General features: G+C 59.8%; 19 protein-coding genes. 11 read left to right on the plus strand and 8 right to left on the minus strand.

The window, feature by feature from the left end:
• Window positions 1–48: 48 nt before the first annotated feature.
• The 7 genes from phaC to AC1MDT_RS23805 all read right to left on the minus strand — a co-directional run bounded on the left by phaC (window position 49) and on the right by AC1MDT_RS23805 (window position 9,527).
• Window positions 49–1,728, minus strand: a complete 1,680-nt coding sequence (gene phaC / locus AC1MDT_RS23775) for a class II poly(R)-hydroxyalkanoic acid synthase (protein WP_480419215.1) — start codon at window positions 1,726–1,728, stop codon at window positions 49–51.
• A gap of 259 nt (window positions 1,729–1,987) precedes the next feature.
• Entirely contained in the window at window positions 1,988–2,365 is a 378-nt protein-coding gene (locus tag AC1MDT_RS23780) for a gamma-butyrobetaine hydroxylase family protein (RefSeq protein WP_480419216.1), read from the minus strand.
• Between the two features lie 120 nt (window positions 2,366–2,485).
• Window positions 2,486–3,826: an ATP-dependent protease ATPase subunit HslU gene (gene hslU, locus AC1MDT_RS23785; RefSeq protein WP_480419217.1), complete on the minus strand. Its 1,341-nt coding sequence runs from the start codon at window positions 3,824–3,826 to the stop codon at window positions 2,486–2,488.
• A gap of 55 nt (window positions 3,827–3,881) precedes the next feature.
• On the minus strand, window positions 3,882–4,412 hold the full coding sequence (gene hslV / locus AC1MDT_RS23790) for an ATP-dependent protease subunit HslV (RefSeq protein WP_007899242.1): 531 nt from the start codon (window positions 4,410–4,412) through the stop codon (window positions 3,882–3,884).
• A 230-nt stretch (window positions 4,413–4,642) separates the two neighbouring features.
• A complete protein-coding gene (locus tag AC1MDT_RS23795) occupies window positions 4,643–5,350 on the minus strand; it encodes an SPOR domain-containing protein (RefSeq protein ID WP_480419218.1) in 708 nt (235 codons plus the stop codon).
• 1 nt (window position 5,351) lies between these two features.
• The gene (argS, locus tag AC1MDT_RS23800) at window positions 5,352–7,088 is read right to left on the minus strand and encodes an arginine--tRNA ligase (RefSeq protein ID WP_480419219.1); all 1,737 of its coding nucleotides are present in this window, start codon (window positions 7,086–7,088) and stop codon (window positions 5,352–5,354) included.
• 219 nt (window positions 7,089–7,307) lie between these two features.
• A complete protein-coding gene (locus tag AC1MDT_RS23805; protein ID WP_480419220.1) occupies window positions 7,308–9,527 on the minus strand; it encodes a primosomal protein N' in 2,220 nt (739 codons plus the stop codon).
• A 199-nt stretch (window positions 9,528–9,726) separates the two neighbouring features.
• Here AC1MDT_RS23805 and rpmE point away from each other — a divergent pair, with 199 nt between their 5' ends.
• The 3 genes from rpmE (at window position 9,727) to AC1MDT_RS23820 (ending at window position 12,224) form a co-directional block, all read left to right on the plus strand.
• On the plus strand, window positions 9,727–9,957 hold the full coding sequence (rpmE, locus tag AC1MDT_RS23810) for a 50S ribosomal protein L31 (protein WP_480419221.1): 231 nt from the start codon (window positions 9,727–9,729) through the stop codon (window positions 9,955–9,957).
• Between the two features lie 14 nt (window positions 9,958–9,971).
• Window positions 9,972–10,772 (plus strand): thermonuclease family protein, encoded by an 801-nt coding sequence (locus AC1MDT_RS23815; protein WP_480419222.1) that lies wholly within the window; start codon window positions 9,972–9,974, stop codon window positions 10,770–10,772.
• A gap of 183 nt (window positions 10,773–10,955) precedes the next feature.
• Window positions 10,956–12,224 (plus strand): malic enzyme-like NAD(P)-binding protein, encoded by a 1,269-nt coding sequence (locus AC1MDT_RS23820; RefSeq protein ID WP_480419223.1) that lies wholly within the window; start codon window positions 10,956–10,958, stop codon window positions 12,222–12,224.
• 260 nt (window positions 12,225–12,484) lie between these two features.
• Here the strand turns inward: AC1MDT_RS23820 and AC1MDT_RS23825 are convergent, their stop codons facing one another.
• Window positions 12,485–14,923: a penicillin-binding protein 1A gene (locus AC1MDT_RS23825; protein ID WP_480422859.1), complete on the minus strand. Its 2,439-nt coding sequence runs from the start codon at window positions 14,921–14,923 to the stop codon at window positions 12,485–12,487.
• 209 nt (window positions 14,924–15,132) lie between these two features.
• On the opposite strand from AC1MDT_RS23825, the gene AC1MDT_RS23830 reads away from it, so the two are divergent.
• The 8 genes from AC1MDT_RS23830 to AC1MDT_RS23865 all read left to right on the plus strand — a co-directional run bounded on the left by AC1MDT_RS23830 (window position 15,133) and on the right by AC1MDT_RS23865 (window position 23,410).
• Window positions 15,133–16,197, plus strand: coding sequence for a pilus assembly protein PilM (locus tag AC1MDT_RS23830; protein WP_480419224.1), 1,065 nt, complete (start codon window positions 15,133–15,135; stop codon window positions 16,195–16,197).
• Window positions 16,197–16,763: a PilN domain-containing protein gene (locus tag AC1MDT_RS23835; RefSeq protein WP_480419225.1), complete on the plus strand. Its 567-nt coding sequence runs from the start codon at window positions 16,197–16,199 to the stop codon at window positions 16,761–16,763. Before AC1MDT_RS23830 ends, AC1MDT_RS23835 begins: the two co-directional genes overlap by 1 nt.
• A complete protein-coding gene (pilO, locus tag AC1MDT_RS23840; protein WP_480419226.1) occupies window positions 16,760–17,377 on the plus strand; it encodes a type 4a pilus biogenesis protein PilO in 618 nt (205 codons plus the stop codon). The genes AC1MDT_RS23835 and pilO overlap by 4 nt, the downstream gene beginning before the upstream one ends.
• A 2-nt stretch (window positions 17,378–17,379) precedes the next feature.
• Entirely contained in the window at window positions 17,380–17,907 is a 528-nt protein-coding gene (locus tag AC1MDT_RS23845; protein ID WP_480419227.1) for a pilus assembly protein PilP, read from the plus strand.
• 13 nt (window positions 17,908–17,920) lie between these two features.
• Window positions 17,921–20,008 carry a type IV pilus secretin PilQ gene (locus AC1MDT_RS23850; RefSeq protein ID WP_480419228.1) on the plus strand — a complete coding sequence of 696 codons (2,088 nt, stop codon included), beginning with the start codon at window positions 17,921–17,923 and terminating at the stop codon, window positions 20,006–20,008.
• Window positions 20,009–20,012: 4 nt separating this feature from the next.
• Window positions 20,013–20,531, plus strand: a complete 519-nt coding sequence (gene aroK / locus AC1MDT_RS23855) for a shikimate kinase AroK (RefSeq protein WP_414905955.1) — start codon at window positions 20,013–20,015, stop codon at window positions 20,529–20,531.
• A 151-nt stretch (window positions 20,532–20,682) separates the two neighbouring features.
• Window positions 20,683–21,783 carry a 3-dehydroquinate synthase gene (gene aroB, locus AC1MDT_RS23860; protein WP_480419229.1) on the plus strand — a complete coding sequence of 367 codons (1,101 nt, stop codon included), beginning with the start codon at window positions 20,683–20,685 and terminating at the stop codon, window positions 21,781–21,783.
• Between the two features lie 10 nt (window positions 21,784–21,793).
• The gene (locus AC1MDT_RS23865) at window positions 21,794–23,410 is read left to right on the plus strand and encodes an AAA family ATPase (RefSeq protein ID WP_480419230.1); all 1,617 of its coding nucleotides are present in this window, start codon (window positions 21,794–21,796) and stop codon (window positions 23,408–23,410) included.
• Window positions 23,411–23,616 lie beyond the last annotated feature (206 nt).

The raw sequence follows: 23,616 nt of genomic DNA on the forward strand, positions 1-23,616 counted from the left end.
AACGCCGCCCGGAGCAAGCTCGCTCCTACAGGGGGGTGGGTGTGTCAGTTACCGCTCATGTACGTAGGTGCCCGGTGCAGCTTCACCTGCTGGATAAGCCTTGTTGCCCAAACTGGCTGGGGATTTTTTCAGCTTGCCCGAACGTTCGGCTTGCCATGCCTGCCAATGCAGCCACCAGGAGTCGGTGTGTTTGGTAGAGTTTTCTTGCCACTCCTCGGCCTTGACCGGCATATCGACGCTGGTCATGTAGCGTGATTTCGGGTTGCCCGGCGGGTTCAGAATGCTCTGGATATGCCCACTGGTGGACAGCACGAATTCGACCTTGCCGCCAAACAGTTGCGCCGACTTGTAGCAGGACTTCCACGGGGTAATGTGGTCTGTGGTGCCCGCCAGGGAAAAGATGTCGGCGGTGACCTGTTTCAGGTCGATCGGCGTGCCGCACACTTCCAGTGCATTGGGACGAATCAGTGGATTGTTTTTGAACATCTCGACCAGGTCGCCGTGGAAGGCGGCGGGCAATCGCGTGGTGTCGTTGTTCCAGAACAGGATGTCGAAAACCGGCGGCTCGTTGCCGAGCAGGTAGTTGTTGACCCAGTAATTCCAGATCAGGTCGTTGGGGCGCATCCAGGCAAAGACTTTCGCCATGTCGCGGCCTTCCAGCACGCCGGCCTGGTAGGAGTGGCGCTTGGCGGCTTCGAGCGTTTGTTCATCGATGAACAGCGCGACGTCGCTGTCCAGGGTGGTGTCCAGCACGCTCACCAGCAGCGTCAGGGCGTTGACCTTCTTCTCGCCGATTGCGGCGTAGTGGCCCAGCAGCGCGGTGCAGGTGATGCCACCGGAGCAGGCCCCGAGCATGTTCACGTCTTTGCTGCCGGTGATTGCGGTGACCACGTCGACCGCTTCCTTGAGCGCCTCGATGTAGGTCGACAGGCCCCACTCACGCTGCTCCTTGGTCGGGTTGCGCCAGCTGACGATGAACGTCTGCACGTTGCTGCGCAGGCAGAAGCGCGCCAGGCTCTTCTCAGGGCTCAGGTCGAAAACATAGAATTTATTAATCTGCGGCGGCACCACCAGCAATGGGCGCTCGTGCACCTGCTCGGTGATTGGCCGGTATTGGATCAGCTCCAGTACATCGTTGCGGAACACCACCGCGCCTTCGGTCACGCCCAGGGTTTTGCCGACCTCGAACGCGCCCATGTTGACCTGGCTCGGCATGCCACCGTTGTGCACCAGATCCTTGGCCAGGTGCGAGAGTCCATCGAGCAGGCTTTTGCCGCCGGTTTCGAAGAAGCGTTTGACCGCCGCCGGATTGGCCGCACTGTTGGTCGGGGCCATGGCTTCGGTCATGAGGTTGATCACGAAGTGCCCGCGACTGACGTCTTTGGGCGACAGATTGCTGTCATCGATCCAGTCGTGGAGTTCCTTGCGCCACGCCAGGTAGGTTTGCAAATAACGTTTGTAGAGCGGGTTCTGGCTCCAGGCCGGATCGGAAAAACGACGGTCCTCACTGGTCGGTTGCAGCTCGGATTTACCGAATAGCACGTTCTTCAGTTCAAGGCCGAAATGGGCGACATGCCTGGCACTGTGAATCGGTTGTTTGATGGCCTGCCTGAGCACCATTCGAGCAGAAGCCAGTAGATCCTTTCCACGCAATCCAACGACAGGATTCAGCCCCAAGGTGTGTTCCGAGGCTTGATACTTCAAGTCATCGTTATTCTTGTTACTCATCTACGACGCTCCATTGTCCTGAGACGAGTACCTGGGTTCAGCTGTGCAGTCACACAGCCAATGCCAGGTACTACTGCTCGGGTGACCGTTAATTCTGCATCGCTGCTTTTCTATCGCAGAGAGCACTGCAGGGAACTTGCCAGTTCCATTGGTTACCCGACTTTAATTTTTTTCGCAAGCGGGCCAATCAACGGCCCCGAAGCGGAGCATTCAAACAGATGAAATTAGAAAATGCCCTCTAAAGAGCAAGAGGCCCGAGCTAGAGCATCAGCTTGACGATGGACTGGTTGGGGTCGCGGGTTTTTCCGGCGGCTTTGAGTTCGGCAAGATAATCGTTCCACAGATCTTCCTGGCGCACGCCCAACTGGTACAAATACTCCCAGGTGAACAGGCCGCTGTCATGGCCGTCATCGAAGGTCAATTTCAGCGCGTACTGACCGGCCGGTTCTACCTTGGTCAGTCCTACGTCGATCTTGCCAAATTGCAGGATAGGTTTGCCGTGGCCCTGGACCTCGGCGGAAGGAGAGTGCACGCGCAGGAACTCGGCGGGCAGGTGATGTTCTTCGCCGGACGCGTATTTCAGCGACAGGGTCTTCGAGGCTTTGTGCAGTTTGATATCGGTGGGGAGTTGGGTCATGGCCTGAGTTCCGTTTAAGGATGGAACCCTGTAGGAGCGAGCTTGCTCGCGATGGTGGGTCAGCTGCATCGATGTCGACTGACCCACCTTCGCGAGCAAGCTCGCTCCTACAAGTATGGCTTACAGGATATAACGGGACAGGTCTTCGTTCTGCGCCAATTCGCCGAGGTGGCTGTTGACGTAGTCGGCGTCAATCAGGATCGCCTTGTCGTCGTGGACACTGGCCAGGTCGCCGGCGCTGAACGACACCTCTTCGAGCAGACGCTCAAGCAAGGTGTGCAGGCGACGGGCGCCGATGTTCTCGGTCTTCTCGTTGACCTGCCAGGCGATCTCGGCAATGCGCTTGATGCCGTCCGGCTGGAACTCGATGGTCAAGCCTTCGGTTTTCAGCAGTGCGCAATATTGTTCGGTGAGCGACGCGTGCGGCTCACTGAGAATGCGCTCGAAGTCTTCCGGGGTCAGGGCCTTGAGTTCAACACGAATCGGCAGGCGACCTTGCAGTTCAGGCACCAGATCGCTCGGCTTGCTCAAGTGGAACGCACCTGAGGCGATGAACAGGATGTGGTCGGTTTTGACCATGCCCAGTTTGGTGTTGACGGTGCAGCCTTCGATCAGCGGCAGCAAGTCGCGCTGTACGCCTTCACGAGACACGTCGATGCCACCTGAATTGCCGCGCTTGGCGACCTTGTCGATCTCGTCGATGAACACGATGCCGTGCTGCTCGACTGCTTCCAGCGCCTTGGCCTTCAACTCTTCTTCGTTGACCAGGCGACCGGCTTCTTCGTCACGGACCAGTTTCAGCGCTTCCTTGACCTTGAGCTTGCGGCTCTTGCGTTTGCCCTTGCCCATGTTGGCGAACAGGCTTTGCAACTGGTTGGTCATTTCTTCCATGCCTGGCGGCGCGGAGATATCGACGCCAGTGACTTCAGCGACTTCGATTTCAATTTCTTTGTCGTCCAGCTGACCTTCGCGCAGGCGCTTGCGGAACAGCTGACGGGTGTTTGAATCGGCGGACGGGGCAGCGTCTTCGTTGCTGAAGCCCATGCGTGCGGGCGGTAGCAGCGCGTCGAGGATGCGCTCTTCGGCGGCGTCTTCGGCGCGGTGGCGAACCTTGGTTATTTCCTGTTCGCGCAGCAACTTGATCGCGGCGTCCGCCAAGTCACGAATGATCGACTCGACGTCGCGGCCGACATAGCCGACTTCGGTGAACTTGGTCGCTTCGACTTTGATGAACGGCGCGTTGGCGAGTTTTGCCAGGCGACGGGCGATCTCGGTTTTACCGACACCGGTCGGGCCGATCATCAGGATGTTCTTCGGGGTGACTTCAACGCGCAGCTCTTCAGGCAGCTGCATCCGGCGCCAGCGGTTACGCAGCGCGATGGCGACGGCGCGCTTGGCATCGTCCTGGCCGATGATATGGCGATTGAGTTCGTGGACGATTTCACGGGGAGTCATGGGCATAGTAATTGGCGGTCCTCAAGCAGCAGTGAGCCGTGGCGCAAAGGCCGAAACGGGCTTACTCAGCGAGGTCCTGCTCCTCAATGGTGAAGGTGTGGTTGGTGAATACGCAGATGTCGCCGGCAATGCCAAGCGCGGTTTCGACGATTTCGCGGGCCGACAAGTCGGTTTTCTTCAGCAGTGCGCTGGCGGCGGCCTGGGCGTAACCGCCACCGGAACCCATGGCGATCAGGCCTTCTTCGGGCTCAACCACATCGCCGTTGCCAGTGATGATCAGGGACGCGTCTTTGTTGGCGACCGCGAGCATGGCTTCAAGACGGCTGAGGGAGCGATCGGTGCGCCATTCTTTGGCGAGTTCGACGGCGGCGCGAACCAGGTGGCCCTGATGTTTCTCAAGCTGACCTTCGAAACGTTCGAAGAGGGTGAAGGCGTCGGCGGTAGCCCCGGCAAAACCGGCGATGACCTGGCCGTGGTACAGGCGACGAACTTTCTTCGCATTGCCTTTCATCACGGTATTGCCGAGCGAAACCTGGCCGTCGCCGCCCATGACGACTTTGCCATGGCGGCGAACTGAAACGATGGTGGTCAAGGGAGAGTCTCCACGCAGGGGGGCGAAAATGCCTTATGGCAACTCATATGGGGGTGGTGGAGCGTTTTTCAACTGTGGTGCGGGAGAGGGGACGAGCGGTGCGAGCTGAATCAGAGGTGTGGTGTTTGTAAGGACGCCATCGCGAGCAGGCTCGCTCCCACAGGGTTGGCGCATATTCTGTGGGAGCGAGCCTGCTCGCGATGAACGATGACGCGGTGTTGCTGACAGGGTCAGCGGTTCTGGCGTTGTTGTAACAACAGATTGCTGAATCCTGCGCCGGCCAGTTGTTTCTGGGCCGTGGTCAGTTGTTCACGGTTGCTGAACGGCCCGACCAAAACCCGATACCAGGTTTCATCTTTAACCGTGCCGGACTCAACCGCCACCGCCTGACCGAGCAAAATGATCTGCGCGCGAACCTTGTCGGCATCCGCTTGCTTGCGGAACGAGCCGGCTTGCAGGAAGAACTTGGTCACTGGTGCCGCTTTGGAAACCGGAGGCGCCGGTGGCGGCGTAATCCCGGCCAGCGCAGCCTGCGCCCGTGCGGTGTCGATCTTCGCCGCTTGTTCTGGCGACACCGGTGTGGTCGGCACCGCCGGCACTTGTGGCGTCGGCAGGGTTTTCTCCGGCACCGCATCCGGCGGCACGATCACTTCCGATTCCGGCAGCAGGGTGTAGAAGTCGTACTTCGGCTTCACCGGTTGCGTCGGGCTCGGCGGGGTCTTGTTGGCCTCGGCGACCTTGGTGGCTTTCTGCTGCTCGATCTTCTCGCGCTTGACGCTCTCGCTGCCCTTGCCCGGCTCCAGCTTCATCAGGAACACAACGAACGCGCCGACCGTCAGGCCGATGGCCATCCACAGCCAGCCCGGAATCGGTTTCTTTGCAGGAGCTTGGTAACGGCTGGCGCCACGCTTGGGTGCAGGTTTTTTCTTGGCAGCCAACTTACATACGCTCCAGAGTTTCCAGACCCAAGAGTTCCAGGCCTTGCTTGAGAGTGCGGCCGGTCAGCGCGGCAAGGCGCAGGCGGCTCTGCATTTGCGCCGGGGTGTCGGCGCCGAGGATCGGACAGTTCTCGTAGAAGCTGGAGAACAGGCCGGCGACATCGTACAGGTACGTGCAAAGGATGTGCGGCGTCCCTTTGTCGCAAACGTTGTTCAGCACTTCACCAAACTGCGCGAGCTTCGCCGCCAGCTCGTGCTCGTGCGCGGCTTCGAGGGTGATCTGGCCTTCGACTTCGCTGAAGTCCTTGCCGAGTTTGCGGAACACGCCAGCCACGCGGGTGTAGGCGTACAGCAGATACGGCGCGGTGTTGCCTTCGAAGTTCAGCATCAGGTCGAAGTTGAAGCTGTAGTCGCTGGTGCGGTGCTTGGACAGGTCGGCGTACTTCACCGCGCCAATGCCCACGACCTTGGCGATGTTGCGCAGTTCATCATCGGCCAACTCCGGGTTCTTCTCTTTCACCAGGGTATAGGCGCGTTCCTGGGCTTCGGTCAGCAGGTCGATCAACTTCACTGTGCCGCCATCACGCGTCTTGAACGGACGGCCATCTTTACCGTTCATGGTGCCAAAGCCCATGTGTTCCATTTCCATCGGGTGCGTCACGAAGCCGGCCTTGCGGGCAACCGCGAACACTTGCTGGAAGTGCAGCGCCTGACGCTGGTCGACAAAGTACAGCGCGCGATCTGCCTTCAGCTTGCCGCTGCGATAACGCACGGCCGCCAGGTCGGTGGTGGCATAGAGATAGCCACCGTCGGCCTTGACGATGATCACCGGCAGCGGGTCGCCGTCGGCGTTCTTGAATTCATCGAGGAACACGCACTGAGCGCCGTTGCTCTCGACCAGCATGCCCGCAGCCTTGAGGTCGTTGACCACGTTGATCAGGTCGTCGTTGTAGGCGCTTTCGCCCATCACGTCGGCCATGGTCAGTTTGACGTTCAGCAGCTCGTAGATTTTCTGGCAATGCGACAGCGAAATGTCTTTGAACTTGGTCCACAGCGCCAGGCAGTCCGGGTCGCCGGCTTGCAGCTTGACCACCAGGCCGCGAGCGCGATCAGCGAACTCTTCGGATTCGTCGAAGCGTTGCTTGGCCGCGCGGTAGAAGTTTTCCAGGTCCGACAGCTCGTCGCTGGTGATCGGGTTTTCTTGCAGATACGCCATCAGCATGCCGAACTGGGTGCCCCAGTCGCCGACGTGGTTCTGACGGATGACGGTGTCGCCGAGGAATTCCAGAACGCGAGCCACGCCGTCGCCGATGATGGTCGAACGCAGGTGGCCGACGTGCATCTCTTTGGCCAGGTTCGGCGCCGACAGGTCAACGACAGTGCGCTGCACCGGGCCGGCCTTGCGCACGCCGATGTGGTCATCGGCCAGGGCGGCGTCCAGGCGCGTGGCCAGGGCCTGAGTGTTCTGGAAGAAGTTCAAGAAGCCAGGGCCGGCGATTTCGGTCTTGGTGACATTCTCGTCGACCGGCAGCGCGGCGATGATTTTTTCGGCCAGATCGCGCGGCTTCATGCCGGCCGGCTTGGCGAGCATCATCGCGATGTTGCTGGCGAAGTCGCCGTGCGTCTTGTCGCGGGAGTTTTCCACCTGGATCGCCGGCGACAGGCCTTCAGGCAACACACCTTCGTTGACGAGTTGGGTGATGGCTTGTTGGATCAGCTGGCGAATGGTGTCTTTCATGGTCTTCTCTTTCGACGCAAGCGCGGCGGCGCATCAATGCGCTGGTGGAAAAACTGGGCATTATCCGTTGCGAAGGCGGGCTTGCCAACTATAGCGGGCAGGTTATGGATATGTGGTGACTATTCGGGCCTCTTCGCGAGCAGGCTCGCTCCCACAATGTTTAGGTGAGCGACATAGATCCCTGTGGGAGCGAGCCTGCTCGCGAAGGCGACCTTCCAATCAATACAAATCGACCGGATCGACATCCAGCGACCAGCGCACCGCGCGCCCGCTCGGCATTTGTTCCAGCACCAACAACCAGTTGCTCAATAGTCGATGCAACGGCGCCCGCGCCGTGGCCTGCAGCAACAACTGCGCACGATAGCGCCCGGCTCGACGCTCCATCGGCGCGGGCACCGGGCCCAGCAACTCGATCCCACTCAGATTCTGCTCGGCCAGCAATCGTTCCGCCTCACTGCACGCCTCATCGAGAAAGCCTTCAGCCTGCCCGGGTTTGTGCGCTTCGGCCCGCAGCAGCGCCAGGTGTGCAAACGGCGGCAGGCCCGCAGAGCGCCGTTCGCTCAATGCCTGCTCGGCAAAAGCGAAATAACCCTGTTCCGTCAGTTGCACCAGCAGCGGATGGTCGGCCAGGTGTGTCTGGATAATCACTTTGCCCGGCTCTTCAGCCCGGCCCGCGCGGCCTGCAACCTGGACGATCAATTGCGCCATGCGCTCGCTGGCGCGGAAGTCGCCGGAGAATAGTCCACCGTCGGCATCGAGAATCGATACCAGCGTCACCCGTGGAAAGTGATGCCCTTTAGCAAGCATCTGCGTGCCCACCAGAATGCACGGCTGTCCCTTTTGGATGGTCGCAAATAGCTGATTCATCGCGTCCTTGCGTGAAGTGCTGTCGCGGTCGACCCGCAACACCGGGACGTCCGGGAACAGAATCGCCAATCGCTCCTCGGCCCGCTCGGTGCCAGCGCCTACGGGGCGTAAATCGACCTTGCCGCATTTCGGACAATTGCGGGGCACGCGTTCGACGTAGCCGCAGTGGTGGCAGCGCAGTTCGCCGGAACGTTGATGCACCGTCATCCGCGCATCGCAGCGTTGACACTCGGACATCCAGCCGCAGTCGTGGCAGAGCAAGGTTGGGGCAAAGCCACGACGGTTAAGGAACACCAATACTTGCTGGCCGGCTGCCAGCGTCTGACCGATGGCTTGTTGCATCGGCCCGGAAATGCCGCTATCCAGCGGACGGCTTTTCACGTCCAGGCGCAGGAAGCGTGGTTGTTTGGCGCCACCGGCTCGTTCGTTTAATCGCAGGAGGCCGTAACGACCGGTGTAGGCGTTTTGCAGGCTTTCCAGCGAAGGCGTGGCGGACCCGAGGACAATCGGGATGTTTTCCTGTCGGGCACGCACCAATGCCAGATCACGGGCGTGATAGCGCAAGCCTTCCTGCTGCTTATAGGAGCCGTCGTGCTCTTCGTCGATGATGATCAGGCCGGGGTTTTTCATCGGCGTGAACAGCGCCGAACGGGTGCCGATAATGATGTCGGCATCGCCGTCCCGGGCGGCGAGCCAGGCTTCGAGGCGTTCGCGATCGTTGACGGCAGAATGGATTAAAGCGATGCGTGCATTAAAACGTTGTTCGAAGCGTGCCAGGGTTTGTGGGCCGAGGTTGATCTCCGGGATCAACACCAGCGCCTGCTTGCCGGCCTCAAGGGTTTCGCGGATCAGTTGCAAATAGACTTCGGTCTTGCCGCTGCCGGTGACGCCCGCCAGCAGGAACGCGTGATAACTGTCGAACCCGGCGCGAATCGCTTCATAGGCTGCGCGCTGCTCCGGGTTGAGCGGCAGTTCCGGTTGTGCCAGCCAGTGTTCGTGACGCGCCCCGGGGGCGTGCTTGCGAATTTCCACCTGCACCAGGTCCTTGGCCAGCAGCAAATCCAGGCTGTCCTTGCTCAGCATCAATTTGCTCAGCAATTGATGGGCGACGCCGTGGGGGTGCTGGGCCAGCGTTGCCAGGGCTTCACGCTGGCGCGGGGCGCGGGCGATGCGCGGGTCATCAAGGCTGGCGCCGGGCGCGGCGGACCAGAAGCGTTCCTGACGCGCTTCGGCCAGTTCGCCCTGGCGCAGCAATACCGGCAGCGCCCAACTCAATGTGTCGCCGAGGCTGTGCTGGTAATACTGGGACGTCCACAGGCACAGTTTGAACAGCGCTGGCGGTAGAGGCGGTGTTGCATCGAGCAGAGCCAACGCCGGTTTGAGTTTTTCAATCGGCACTTCGCTGTGGTCGGTCACCTCCACCAGAATCCCGATCATCTCCCGTCGGCCGAACGGTACCCGCAGGCGCATGCCGGGGTGCAACTGGGCGCGCAGGACACCGGCCGGGGCACGGTAATCGAACAGGCGGCGCAGGGGCGAAGGCAGGGCGAGGCGCAAAATGGCGTCGGGCACGCGGGGGGGTCTCAATCAGCGGAAAATAAACAGCAGGCTCGCTCCCACAGGGGCGGCGCTTTGGGTCGGGAGCCTAGCAGACGGTCGGTGTAAGGGACAGCTTGCGCGATTGCCAAGGTCTGGTAGAATCCGCGGCCTAATTATGTGCGGTATTCAACAATAGTGTTGAGTGGCGGCACACTAGCCTGAGGAATACACCATGAAAGCCGATATCCATCCAGCGTACGAAACCATCGAAGTAACTTGCAGCTGCGGCAACAAGTTCGAAACTCGTTCGAACCTGTGCAAGCCACTGGGTACTGACGTATGCAACGAGTGCCACCCGTTCTACACCGGTAAGCAGAAGACTCTGGATACTGGCGGCCGTGTACAGCGCTTCGCAGACCGTTTCGGTGCTTTCGGCAAGAAAGCTTCTGCTGCTGCAGAGTAAGGTTGAAGGGCCCGATGGGCTTTTCCTTGCTGTTGAAAAAGGCGTCCCTGGTGGGCGCCTTTTTTGTGTCTGCGATTTGGCTTTCCGGCGCCCAGGCTTTCTGCCCGGCGCCGAGCGGTCTGACGTCGGTCGCGGTGCAGCGAGTGGTGGATGGTGACACGCTTCGGCTGAGTGATGGCCGCAGTGTGCGCATGATCGGCTTGAATACGCCGGAATTGGGCAAGAACGGTCGATCCGATGAGCCGTTCGCGGTGGCTGCGCGCAAACGCCTGGAAGCGCTGGTCGCCGCCAGCGATGGGCGAGTCAGCTTGTTGCCGGGTAAAGAAGCCAAGGATCGCTATGGCCGAACCCTCGCCCATGTCTACGGCGCCGATGGCGCTAATGTCGAAGCGCAGATGCTCGCCGAAGGCCTCGGCTTCCAGGTGGGAATCGCGCCGAATGTCGATCTGATCACCTGTCAGCAAGCGGCGGAGCGCAGTGCCCGGCAAGCCGGCTTGGGGGTGTGGCGTCAATCACCTGTACTGAAAGCAGGGCAGATCAACGCTTCCGGTTTTGCCGTGCTCAGCGGTCGTGTGAGCAAGGTTCAGCGTAATCGCGGCGGGATCTGGATTGAGTTGCAGGACTCGGTTGTACTGCGCGTTGCACCCAATCTGTCAGGGCAGTTCGATGTCTCGTCTCTTGAGCGGCTGAAGGGCAAGCAAATCGAGGCGCGCGGCTGGGTGCTGGATCGTTCGCGACGAGGCGGACTGAAAGGGGGGCAAGCACGCTGGCTCCTGCCAATAACTGACCCGGCGATGCTTCAAGCGGCACAGTAATGAAAAATTGTAGACATTTTTTCTGTTGATTGTGAACACTCTATCCCTTGTGTTCCGTGGCTCTTGGTCCAAAGTCGTAGGGAGGGGCGCTTGACAGGGGTGACTGGTCAGTCTTGTGGGGACTTTGCGACACGCGTATCCTCGGCGGTCCGTCTGTCCCACAGTAAAAAGCGGAATGCCCACATGTCTGATTTGAAAACTGCCGCTCTCGAATATCACGCCCATCCTCGTCCAGGGAAGCTGAGTGTCGAGCTCACCAAGGCCACCGCTACCGCTCGCGACCTGTCGCTGGCCTACAGCCCCGGCGTAGCCGAACCAGTACGCGAAATCGCTCGCGATCCTGAACTGGCCTACAAATACACCGGCAAAGGCAACCTGGTTGCAGTCATTTCCGATGGCACCGCAATTCTCGGCCTGGGTAACCTCGGCCCATTGGCTTCCAAGCCTGTGATGGAAGGTAAAGGCGTGCTGTTCAAGCGCTTCGCCGGCATCGACGTTTTCGACATCGAAGTCGACTCCGAAAGCCCGCAAGCCTTTATCGACACCGTTAAACGCATCTCCATCACCTTCGGTGGCATCAACCTGGAAGACATCAAGGCGCCTGAGTGCTTTGAGATCGAACGTGCTCTGATCGAGCAGTGCGATATTCCGGTGTTCCACGATGACCAGCACGGCACCGCGATCGTTACGGCGGCCGGCATGATCAACGCCCTGGAAATCGCTGGCAAAACCCTCGCTGACGCCAGGATCGTCTGCCTGGGCGCCGGTGCTGCCGCCATCTCCTGCATGAAATTGCTGGTGAGCATGGGTGCCAACATCGAAAACATCTTCATGGTTGATCGTACCGGCGTGATCCACTCCGGCCGTGACGACCTGAACCAGTACAAGGCTGTCTTCGCTCACGCGACCGACAAGCGCACCCTGGCAGACGCCCTGACCGGTGCAGACGTGTTCGTTGGCCTGTCCGGCCCGAACCTGCTGAGCGCCGAAGGCCTGAAATCCATGGCGGCCAACCCGATCGTGTTCGCGTGCTCGAATCCGGATCCGGAAATCTCCCCGGAACTGGCTCACGCCACCCGTGACGACGTGATCATGGCGACCGGCCGTTCGGACTACCCGAACCAGGTCAATAACGTACTGGGCTTCCCGTTCATTTTCCGCGGTGCTCTGGACGTTCGCGCCAAGCGCATCAACGAAGAAATGAAAGTCGCGGCGGCCAACGCCCTGCGTGAACTGGCCAAGCTGCCGGTTCCTCAGGAAGTGTGCGACGCCTACGGCGGCATCAAGCTGGAATTCGGTCGTGAGTACATCATTCCGAAGCCAATGGATGCACGTCTGATCACCGTGATCTCCGATGCAGTGGCCAAGGCTGCCATCGAGACCGGCGTAGCGACCCTGCCGTATCCGAAGAACTACCCGCTGAAAAGCGTGGATGACGTGTTCAACGGCTAAGCCGTTGTAGCGCTTCAACAGAAAGCCCCGGCTCTTGTGAGTCGGGGCTTTTTTTTGCCTGTGGTTTTTGTGGTGTTTGTCAGGCCGTCATCGCGAGCAAGCTCGCTCCCACAGGGTTTTGTGCTGTTCGTAGAACTTGTGCAGGCCACCGATCCATTGTGGGAGCGAGCTTGCTCGCGATGGCGGTCTGACAGGAGGCACGGAAGCTAAAAAGCCCCGCCTTCTTAAGAAGATCGGGGCTTTTGGGTGTTCCTATACGATCAGAACAGGTCGATCGGCGCCGCCTCATCTGCTGGCAACGGGCTGCCGGGCGCAGTGCCGTTACCCAGCTCAGTCCCCGACGGTGGCGAATCTTCGGCCTTGAACAGCTCGAAGTAGGCACCTGGCGTGCCTGGAGAGGCGGCGCGGCCGCTGACCGGGTCGACTCGCAGGCTGAGGATGCCTTCCGGCTCAGGCTGCGTATGGGGTGGCAAGCCTTTGAGGGCTGCGCCCATGTAGTCCATCCAGATCGGCAGGGCGACCGTGCCACCAAACTCGCGTTTGCCCAGGCTCTCTGGCTGGTCGAAACCGGTCCAGACAGTGGTCACGTAATCGGCATTGTAGCCGGAGAACCAGGCGTCCTTGGATTCGTTGGTGGTACCGGTTTTACCGGCAATGTCAGGGCGACCCAGGGCCAGGGCGCGGCGGCCGGTGCCGAGTTTGATGACGTCCTCAAGCATGCTGTTGAGGATGTACGTGGTGCGGCCATCGATGATGCGTTCGGCTACGGCCGGCGTTTGCGGTGTTGGCTGGGCGGTCGGCGCTTCGCCAGGTGTTGCATTGACTGTGAAGGTGTTGGCGGCCGGAGCCGCAATACCGCTGCTGGCTACCTCACCTTTGGGTACGCTCGCCGGATTGGCGACGAACAGCGTGTCACCATTGCGGCTTTCGATCTTGTCGATGATGTACGGGCTGATCTTATAGCCGCCGTTGGCGAAGGTGCTCCAGCCGGTGGCAATTTCCATGGGCGTCAGGGTTGCAGTGCCCAGGGCCAGGGACAGGTTGCGCGGCAGGTCCTGCTTGTTGAAGCCGAACTTGCTGATGTAGTCGATGGTGCGATCAACGCCCAGCGCCTGCACTAGTCGGATCGACACCAGGTTACGCGACTTGTAGAGCCCTTCACGGAGGCGGATCGGGCCGAGGAAGGTGTTGGTGTCGTTCTTCGGGCGCCAGACTTTATCCAGGTACTCGTCGACGAACACGATAGGCGCGTCGTTCACCAGGGTCGCGGCGGTGTAGCCATTATCCAGCGCGGCGCTGTAGACGAACGGCTTGAAGCTCGATCCCGGCTGACGCTTGGCCTGCAGGGCGCGGTTGTAGTTGCTTTGCTCGAAGGCAAAACCACCCACCAGCGATCGAATGGCACCGTTCTGTGGGTCAAGGGAAACCAGTGCACCCTGGGCCTGTGGAATCTGGCTGAACTTCAGCGAGTTGTCCGGCTGGCGCTGCACGCGAATCAAATCACCGACCTGTGCGACGTCCGATGGCTGCTTCGGATTGGCGCCCATGCTGTTGGTGTTCAGAAACGGGCGCGCCCATTTCATGCTGTCCCAGCTGACGTGTTCGTCACCGACGCGGGTCATGACTTGCAGGCCGTTCTTGTCGACCTGGGTGACGATGGCCGGTTCAAGGCTGCTGATGATGCGTTGCTTGGTCAGCTCGGTGCTCCAGGCTTCGCGAGTCTTGCCCGGCAAGCGTGACTCGGGGCCTCGGTAGCCATGCCGCTGATCGTAGGTCATCAAGCCTTCGTGGACTGCCGTGTTGGCCAACTCCTGCAGATTGCTCGGCACGGTGGTGGTCACGCGAAAGCCCTCGGTGTACGCGTCGCTGCCATAGCGACCGACCATTTCGGCGCGGGCCATTTCGGCGATGTACGGTGCATTCACTTCAGGTGTCGGCACGTGATAGCTGGCGTTCAGCGGCTCGTTGATCGCGGCGGTGTAGTCGGCTTCGGTGATCTTGCCCAGCTTGTACATGCGCCCCAGGATCCAGTCGCGACGCTCTTTGCTGCGCGCCGGATTGGCCAGCGGGTTGAAGCGGGACGGGGCTTTGGGGAGGCCGGCAATCATCGCCATTTGCGCCAGGCTGATGTCACGAATCGACTTGCCGTAATAAACCTGCGCGGCGGCCTCGATGCCGTAGGCGCGGTTGCCCAGGTAGATCTTGTTGACGTACAGCTCCAGGATCTCGTCCTTGGTCAGTTGTCGTTCGATCTGCAGGGCCAGGAGGATTTCAGTGGTCTTGCGCGAGAAGCTGCGTTCGCTGCTCAGGAAGAAGTTCTTCGCCACCTGCATGGTGATGGTGCTGCCGCCGGACTGGATGTGCCCGCTTTTTACCAGTTGGGTCGCGGCACGCATCAGGCTGCTGGGATCGACGCCGTAGTGGTTGGCGAAATTGTCGTCTTCAGCACTTAGTAACGCATTAATGAAATTGGGGGGAATGTCGGCGAAACGGATCGGCGTGCGGCGCATTTCGCCAAACTCTGCGATCAACTTGTTGTCGCTGCTGTAAACCCGCAGGGGAATCTGCAACTGGATGCTTCTCAGCGCCTCTACTGAGGGTAATCCAGGGCTAAGGTAAAGATACGCGCCGCTGAGACCTAAGAGCAGTCCGCAGAAAACGGCGACGATGGACCAACCGAAAAACTTCAGCAGACGAATCAAGGCTTTTGGATATCCAGGGCAAAGAATGAATGAGGCATCAGGGTCCAGGCTAAAAGGAGAATGACCCGCAAAACCGGAAAAAAACGCTGGGCATTATAAGCATTTTTCTGTCGCAAGCGTCATTTGCGCTGCTGTCAAGACGGATGAATGGAACGCAATGGACATTAGAGAGTCCGTAACTCACGGATAGTCATAGGGAATTGGTAGTGTCAGGACTCTTCAATAAAAAGGCCAAAACGCTTCTGGGGATCGACATCAGCTCCACATCGGTGAAGCTTCTGGAGTTAAGTCGCCAGGGCAACCGTTACAGGGTCGAGGCCTACGCGGTTGAGCTTCTGCCCGCCAGCGCTGTCATCGAGAAAAACATTGCCGAGCTCGAAGGCGTGGGTCAGGCACTCGAGCGTGTGCTGATAAAGGCCAAAACCCATCTCAAGAACGTCGCTGTGGCCGTTGCCGGTTCGGCGGTAATCACCAAGACCATCGAGATGGATGCCGGGCTTTCCGACGACGAGATGGAAAACCAGCTGAAGATCGAGGCCGATCAATATATCCCTTATCCCTTGGATGAAGTCGCCATCGACTTCGAAGTCCAGGGTGCCTCGGCGCGCAATCCCGAGCGCGTCACTGTGCTGCTGGCGGCCTGTCGTAAAGAAAACGTCGAAGTCCGTGAGGCCGCCCTGGCACTGGCCGGCCTGACGGCTCGCGTGGTCGACGTCGAGGCCTACGCGCTGGAGCGTTCGTTCGGGTTGCTGGCGACCCGGCTGGCGTCTTCTCAGGCGCGTTTGACGGTGGCGGTGGTCGATATCGGCGCGACCATGACCACTCTGAGCGTGTTGTACGACGGGAAAATCATCTATACCCGTGAACAATTGTTCGGTGGTCGCCAACTGACGGAGGAAATACAGCGGCGTTATGGCCTGACCCTTGAGCAGGCCGGGCTTGCGAAGAAGCAGGGCGGCTTGCCGGACGATTACGTCAGCGAAGTGTTGCAGCCGTTTCGCGATGCGCTGGTGCAACAGGTGTCGCGTTCCTTGCAGTTTTTCTTCGCCTCCGGTCAGTACCACTCGGTCGATCACATTCTGTTGGCGGGCGGTACCGCTTCGGTCCCGGGGCTGGACCGGTTGATCGAACAACGGCTGGACACGCCGACGCAGGTGGCCAATCCCTTCTCCGACATGACCCTGAGCAGCAAAGTCAACGCTGGCGCCTTGGCCAGTGACGCGCCGGCACTGATGATCGCCTGCGGACTGGCTCTCAGGAGTTTCGACTGATGGCGCGGATCAACCTTTTACCCTGGCGCGAAGAGCAGCGAGATAAACGCCGAAAGCGCTTTCTACTGACGCTGGTCGGTGTGTTGGTGGGGTCAGTAGTTGCGGTGTTGATTGTGAACCAGGCCATAAACAGTGCCATTGATCGACAAGTGGCCCGCAACAATTACATGGGCCAGCAGATTGCCATGGTCGACGAGCGGATCAAGCAGATCAGCGACCTGAAAGCCCGTCGCCAGCAACTGGTCGAGCGCATGCGCATCATTCAGGACCTGCAAGGCAACCGCTCGATCAACGGGCGGATTTTTGATCAATTGGCGCGCACCTTGCCCGACGGGGTGTATTTCACCGAGGTGAAAATGGTCGGCAAGACCTTGTCCATCGCCGGCGCCGCAGAATCTAACAATCGTGTTTCAGACTTGATGCGCAATCTGGATGCGTCCGACTGGTTCGACGCGCCCAGCCTCACGGAAGTCAAAGCGACCACGGCAGGCCAGCTGGACCAGACCAACGTATTTCAGTTGACTGTTCGTCAGACTCAGCCTGGCGCTGTGGAGGGCGGCCAATGAGCCTCTCCACTGGGTTTGAAGCGCTGCGCAAGATCGACATCAACGATCTGGATACCAACAACCTCGGCTCCTGGCCACCGTTGATCAAAGCGTTGGCAGGCGTTCTGCTGATGATTCTGGTATTGGCGCTGGGCTACAGCTTTTCCACCCGCGACCTTGAGAGCCAGCTCGATCAAAAGCGCGAGGAAGAGTCGACCCTCAAGGAACAGTTTGCCAACAAAGCGCATGTTGCGGCGAGTCTGGAGCTGTATACCCAGCAGATGAAGGAGATGGAAAACGCCTTCGGCGTGCTGCTGCGGCAACTGCCCAGTGACACCGAAGTGCCCGGGCTGCTGGAGGACATCACGCGTACGGGCCTGGGCAGTGGCCTGGAGTTCGAAGAGATCAAACTGCTACCGGAGGTCACCCAGCCGTTCTACATCGAACTGCCGATCCAGATCACCGTCACCGGTGCCTATCACGACTTGGCGACGTTCGTCAGCGGCGTGGCGGGGCTGCCTCGGATCGTTACCCTGCATGACTTCGATATTGGGCCGGCCAGTCCCGACGGTGGTCCGAAGTTGCGCATGAGCATTCTGGCCAAGACCTACCGTTACAACGACAAGGGGCTGTAAAAATGAGCCCGGGTCGTCGTTTTTCCTTGGTCGTGTTGTGCACCTGCCTGGCAAGTTGTGGCGGCGGCAATGACTTCAGTGACCTGGACGCGTACATGAATGAAATGCGTGTGCGTGCGCCCGGCAAGATTGAACCGACGCCGACATTCCGGTCATACCCAACGTTCACCTACAACGCCGCCAATCTGCGAAGTCCGTTTTCCCGGCAGGTCAGGGTCGACCTTGCCGGCCAGAAACACGGCTCGCGCAACGTCAAGCCCGACACCAGTCGGGTCAAGCAGTACCTCGAAGGTTTCAACATCGAGCAGTTTGAAATGGTCGGCACGATCTCCAATGCAACCGGCTCCTTTGCGCTGTTGCGCGGGGCGGGCGGCGTGCATCGGCTGAAAGTCGGCGATTACCTGGGGCGCAATGATGGACGGATCGTCGCCATTAGCGGCTCGCAAGTCGATGTGGTCGAAATCGTTCCCGATGGCGAAGGCGCCTGGCTGGAGCGGCCGCGGACCCTACCTTTGAAAGAGCACTCATAGTGGGACTCGAATAATGAACAGGATTTTCTCAACCTTCGGTATTTCGCTATGGATAGCGATGCTGTCGCCGATGGTTCAAGCAGCCACCCTCAAAGCGCTGGATGTAGCGGCGCTGCCGGGTGATCGCGTCGAGTTGAAGTTATCGTTTGATGCGCCACCGCCCGTGCCTCATGGGTACACGACAGAGCAGCCGGCACGGATTGCACTGGACCTGCCCGGTGTTGTCAGTCAGTTGGCGAGCAAAAATCGTGACCTTGGAGGTGGCAACGCGCGCAGTGCGACGGTTGTCGAAGCCAAGGACCGTACGCGGCTGATCATCAACCTGACCCAATTGACCCCGTATAACGAGCGGGTCGAGGGTAACAACCTGATCGTGGTGGTCGGGCAGGGGGTCAATATCGATGGGTCCAAACCCACCGCCAGTGAGCCGCGTGCAGCCAGTCCAAAACCCGCGCTAGCGAAAACCTATGCGCCGGTGGGCAAAGCGATCCGTGGCGTGGATTTCCAGCGCGGCACTCAGGGTGAAGGCAATGTGGTCATTGATCTGTCGGACCCCTCCATCGCCCCGGACATTCAGGAGCACGACGGCAAAATAATCCTCGGTTTCGCCAGGACTCAATTGCCCGAGCCGCTGCGTGTGCGCCTGGACGTCAAGGATTTCGCGACGCCAGTGCAGTTCGTCAGCGCCAGCGCCACGGGGGATCGGGCCACGATCAGCATTGAGCCCAGCGGTGCTTTCGATTATTCGACCTACCAGACCGATAACAAACTGACCGTCAGCATCCGGCCGATGACCGTCGACGACCTGCACAAGCGCAATGCCGAACGTGTCGCCTATAGCGGTGAAAAGCTTTCGCTGAATTTCCAGGACATCGATGTGCGTTCGGTGCTGCAACTGATCGCCGATTTCACCAACCTCAATCTGGTGGCCAGCGACACGGTTCAGGGAGGCATTACCCTGCGTTTGCAAAACGTTCCCTGGGATCAGGCGCTGGACCTGGTGCTGAAAACCAAGGGGTTGGACAAACGCAAAATCGGTAACGTGTTGTTGGTGGCGCCGGCCGATGAAATCGCGGCTCGCGAGCGCCAGGAACTGGAGTCGCAAAAACAAATCGCCGAACTTGCGCCGCTGCGTCGCGAGCTGTTGCAGGTGAACTACGCCAAGGCTGCCGATATCGCCAAGCTGTTCACTTCGGTGACCAGTGCCGAGGCAAAAATCGACGAGCGGGGCTCGATCACCGTGGATGAGCGGACCAACAACATCATTGCCTATCAAACACAGGACCGGCTCGACGAGCTTCGCCGTATCGTTGCGCAGCTGGATATTCCGGTACGCCAGGTCATGATCGAGGCGCGCATCGTCGAAGCCAACGTCGACTATGACAAAAGCCTTGGCGTGCGCTGGGGCGGATCTATCCAGAACAAGGGCAACTGGAACACGTCGGGCGTCAGTAACGGTGTAAATGCATCGTCGACCATCGGTACGCCGGGCAGCACCAGCACCAACTCGCCATTCGTCGACATGGGGACTGCCGGCAATACGTCGGGTCTCGGCATTGCCTTCATCACCGACAACGTATTGCTCGACCTGGAGCTGACGGCGATGGAGAAAACCGGCAACGGTGAAATCGTCTCGCAACCTAAAGTGGTCACGTCCGATAAGGAGACCGCGAAAATCCTCAAGGGCACCGAAATTCCCTACCAGGAAGCCAGCTCCAGCGGCGCTACCTCGGTATCGTTCAAGGAGGCCTCGCTGTCTCTGGAAGTGACGCCCCAGATCACCCCGGACAACCGGATCATCATGGAGGTCAAGGTCACCAAGGATGAGCCGGACTACCTGAACAAGGTGCAGGATGTGCCGCCGATCAAGAAGAACGAGGTCAACGCCAAGGTCCTGGTCAATGACGGCGAGACCATCGTGATTGGCGGAGTTTTTTCAAATACTCAGAGCAAGGTTGTAGATAAGGTGCCATTTCTTGGCGATGTGCCGTATCTTGGCCGCCTTTTCCGGCGTGACGTGGTTTCGGAGAAAAAATCCGAGCTGTTGGTGTTTCTCACTCCGCGTATCATGAATAACCAGGCGATTGCTGTGAGTCGTTGATTCTGTGCGAAATTTGATTCTTGTAGGACCGATGGGGGCTGGAAAAAGCACCATCGGCCGATTGCTGGCCAAAGAGCTGCGCCTGCCGTTCAAAGATTCCGATAAGGAAATTGAATTGCGCACCGGCGCCAATATCCCATGGATCTTCGATAAGGAAGGCGAACCGGGCTTTCGTGATCGCGAGCAGGCAATGATTGCCGAGCTGTGCGAATGCGATGGCGTGGTATTGGCGACCGGCGGCGGGGCGGTCATGCGCGAAGCCAATCGACGGGCACTGCACGCCGGGGGTCGGGTGGTTTACCTGCACGCCTCTGTCGAGCAGCAGGTCGGTCGCACCGCCCGTGACCGCAACCGCCCCTTGTTGCGCACCGCCGACCCGGCCAAGACCCTTCGGGATCTGCTGGCGATCCGCGATCCGCTGTATCGGGAAATCGCCGACCTGGTGGTGGAAACCGATGAGCGGCCACCGCGAATGGTGGTGCTCGATATCCTGGAACGGTTGCAGCAGCTACCTCCCCGTTAATGCGCAGCGCGAAATGCGCTATCCTCGGCGTGCCGTCATGGCCGCTCAAGGTTGTGGCGGATGGCTACCGAGCGGCGTCACAACAGCAGGCGCCATGGACATTCGATAACTCAAGGCAGGACGCCTGATTCCATCTTCACTGTGGGGACACATGCAGACACTCAAGGTCGATCTGGGCGAGCGCAGCTACCCGATTCATATTGGCGAAGGTTTGTTGGATCAGCCTGAGCTGCTGGCCCCGCATATACGCGGACGGCAAGTGGCGATCATCTCCAACGAAACCGTTGCGCCGCTCTATCTCGAACGTCTGACCCGCAGCCTCGCGCAGTTTTCGGTGATCTCCGTCATCCTGCCCGACGGCGAAGCCTTCAAGACCTGGGAAACGCTGCAACTGATTTTCGACGGCCTGCTGACCGCCCGGCACGACCGCCGCACGACGGTGATCGCCCTCGGTGGCGGCGTCATTGGTGACATGGCCGGTTTTGCTGCGGCCTGCTATCAGCGCGGTGTCGATTTCATTCAGATCCCGACCACACTGCTGTCGCAAGTCGACTCCTCGGTGGGTGGCAAGACGGGCATCAATCACCCGCTGGGCAAGAACATGGTCGGCGCGTTCTATCAGCCGAACGTGGTGCTGATCGATACCGCCTCCCTCAATACCCTGCCGGCCCGCGAACTGTCCGCCGGGCTTGCTGAAGTTATCAAATACGGGCTGATCTGCGATGAGCCGTTCCTGACCTGGCTCGAAGAGAACGTCAATCGCCTGCGTGCTCTGGATCAAGTTGCCCTGACGTACGCCATTGAACGCTCTTGCGCCGCCAAGGCTGCGGTGGTCGGTGCCGACGAGCGGGAAACCGGTGTTCGCGCCACGCTTAACCTGGGTCATACCTTCGGCCACGCCATTGAAACCCATATGGGCTATGGTGTCTGGCTTCATGGAGAAGCGGTGGCTGCTGGCACTGTGATGGCTTTGGAAATGTCCGCACGCCTGGGCTGGATCAGCGAGCAAGAACGCGATCGCGGTATTCGCCTGTTCCAGCGCGCCGGCCTGCCGGTCATCCCGCCTGAAGAGATGACTGAAGCCGATTTTCTCGAACACATGGCAATTGACAAGAAAGTGATCGACGGTCGTTTGCGCCTGGTGCTGCTGCGCCGCATGGGCGAAGCAGTGGTGACCGACGATTATCCGAAAGAGGTTCTACAGGCCACGCTGGGAGCGGATTACCGCGCCCTGGCTCAGCTTAAAGGTTAATAAGATCCCGATGACTAGTTTGCATGCCGACGAGGCTTTCCTCGGCCATTACCAGTTAAGTCACGACCCTTTCGCTCCACGGGTGCCTGGCTTCAAATTCTTCCCGGCCCAGCGCAAGCCGGTGCTGGGGCAACTGCATCATCTGGCACGCTACAGCCAGTTGCTGCTGGTGGTCACTGGCCCTGAGGGCAGCGGCAAAACCCTGCTGCGCCAGGCCCTGGTGGCCAGTACCAACAAGCAATCAGTTCAGAGCGTAGTGGTTTCCGCGCGGGGTGCCGGCGATGCGTCCGGCCTGCTGCGTCAGATAGCCCAGGCGCTGAACGTCGCCCAAGCCGAGATCGGCGCGATTCTGGCTCAGGTGGTGCAACTCGCGCTGACCGGTCAGGAAGTTTATTTGCTGGTGGATGACGCCGAGCAGCTTGATGAATCCGCACTTGAAGCCTTGATGGCTCTGGCAGCCGGCGCACCGGAAGGTCGCCCGCACGTATTCCTGTTCGGCGAGTCCTCGCTGATCGCTCAGCTTGAGGCGCTCAGCCTCGAGGAAGAGCGTTTCCACGTCATCGAGTTACAGCCCTACACCGAAGAAGAAACCCGCGAATATCTGGACCAGCGACTTGAAGGCGCCGGTCGGGGTATCGAACTTTTCACCGCAGATCAGATCTCTGATATTCACGAAAGCTCCGACGGTTGGCCTGGCACCATCAACCAGGTTGCCCGCGATGCGATGATCGAAGCCATGATAGCCAGCCGCTCAGCGGTGAAGCGTCCAAGTATGGGGTTCAAGATGCCGAAAAAACACGTATTGGCGATTTCCGCCGTCGTCGTGGTCGCGGTAGCCGCCGCCTGGTTGATGCCGGGTCGCAGCAAAGCACCGACCACCGGCGCACCTGCGAATGAGCAGGCGCAATTACCGCTCGGCCAGGGCACACCAAAACCTAACAGTGGTGGTGCGCCATCCGTTGAGTTCGCCGGTAACACGCAGCCGATGCCGTTGCCGCTGGTCGGCAACTCGCAGCCGGTCATGCGCAAGCCTTTGGCCGAAGCTGCCGGTGGCATCACTGAAGGTGATGACGGTGTGCCGGTCGAGGGCTCCAGCGCCAAACCGCCGACCGTAACCACGACTGCGCCGCCTGCCGGTATCCAGCCAGGTCCGGTGCCGACACCGACTCCGGCACCGACTCCAGCCGCCAAGCCGACGCCAGCGCCGACTCAGGTCGCGACGGCCAAGCCAGTTCCGGCTGCGCCTGCCGTCAAGCCCGCTCCAGCGCCAGCCAAGCCTGCCGCCGCTGTTGCTGCCGCCAAACCTGTCGAGAAACCAGTGACCGTGGCCAAAGCCGCCGGTGGCACCTGGTACGCAGGGCAATCGCCAGGTAATTACGTGGTGCAGATCCTCGGCACCAGCTCCGAAACTGCCGCGCAAAACTTCGTGAAAGAGCAGGGCGGCGAGTACCGTTATTTCAAGAAAGTGCTTAACGGCAAGCCGCTCTACGTGATCACCTACGGTAGCTTCGCCAATCGCGATGCAGCCGTTACCGCCATCAAGGCCTTGCCAGCGAAGGTTCAGGCTGGTAAACCTTGGCCTCGCACTGTCGCCAGCGTCCAACAGGAACTGGCTACAACTCGCTGAAGATTCGGCGGCCTTACCCAGGCCGCCTCTCCCGGCACCTCAAAATTTCTGCAAGCGCATGCTGCCTCCAGGCCGCGTGCCTTGTGGTGTCTGCGTCACAGTAGTCTTTGAGTCGTTGCGGTCAAAATTAAAAAAGTTTTGACTAGCACAGCATATCCCTTTAAACCTTTCACAAATGCGACATAGATTTGCGACAGATCGTCGTC

This window comes from Pseudomonas sp. ASL7, assembly GCF_056680375.1.

Excerpts from the sequence above, each read along its gene's own strand:
- phaC (WP_480419215.1), bottom strand. The coding sequence starts at position 1,728 with ATGAGTAACAAGAATAACGATGACTTGAAGTATCAAGCCTCGGAACAC.
- AC1MDT_RS23780 (WP_480419216.1), bottom strand. The coding sequence starts at position 2,365 with ATGACCCAACTCCCCACCGATATCAAACTGCACAAAGCCTCGAAGACC.
- hslU (WP_480419217.1), bottom strand. The coding sequence starts at position 3,826 with ATGCCCATGACTCCCCGTGAAATCGTCCACGAACTCAATCGCCATATC.
- argS (WP_480419219.1), bottom strand. The coding sequence starts at position 7,088 with ATGAAAGACACCATTCGCCAGCTGATCCAACAAGCCATCACCCAACTC.
- rpmE (WP_480419221.1), top strand. The coding sequence starts at position 9,727 with ATGAAAGCCGATATCCATCCAGCGTACGAAACCATCGAAGTAACTTGC.
- AC1MDT_RS23815 (WP_480419222.1), top strand. The coding sequence starts at position 9,972 with ATGGGCTTTTCCTTGCTGTTGAAAAAGGCGTCCCTGGTGGGCGCCTTT.
- AC1MDT_RS23820 (WP_480419223.1), top strand. The coding sequence starts at position 10,956 with ATGTCTGATTTGAAAACTGCCGCTCTCGAATATCACGCCCATCCTCGT.
- AC1MDT_RS23835 (WP_480419225.1), top strand. The coding sequence starts at position 16,197 with ATGGCGCGGATCAACCTTTTACCCTGGCGCGAAGAGCAGCGAGATAAA.
- pilO (WP_480419226.1), top strand. The coding sequence starts at position 16,760 with ATGAGCCTCTCCACTGGGTTTGAAGCGCTGCGCAAGATCGACATCAAC.
- AC1MDT_RS23845 (WP_480419227.1), top strand. The coding sequence starts at position 17,380 with ATGAGCCCGGGTCGTCGTTTTTCCTTGGTCGTGTTGTGCACCTGCCTG.
- AC1MDT_RS23850 (WP_480419228.1), top strand. The coding sequence starts at position 17,921 with ATGAACAGGATTTTCTCAACCTTCGGTATTTCGCTATGGATAGCGATG.
- aroB (WP_480419229.1), top strand. The coding sequence starts at position 20,683 with ATGCAGACACTCAAGGTCGATCTGGGCGAGCGCAGCTACCCGATTCAT.
- AC1MDT_RS23865 (WP_480419230.1), top strand. The coding sequence starts at position 21,794 with ATGACTAGTTTGCATGCCGACGAGGCTTTCCTCGGCCATTACCAGTTA.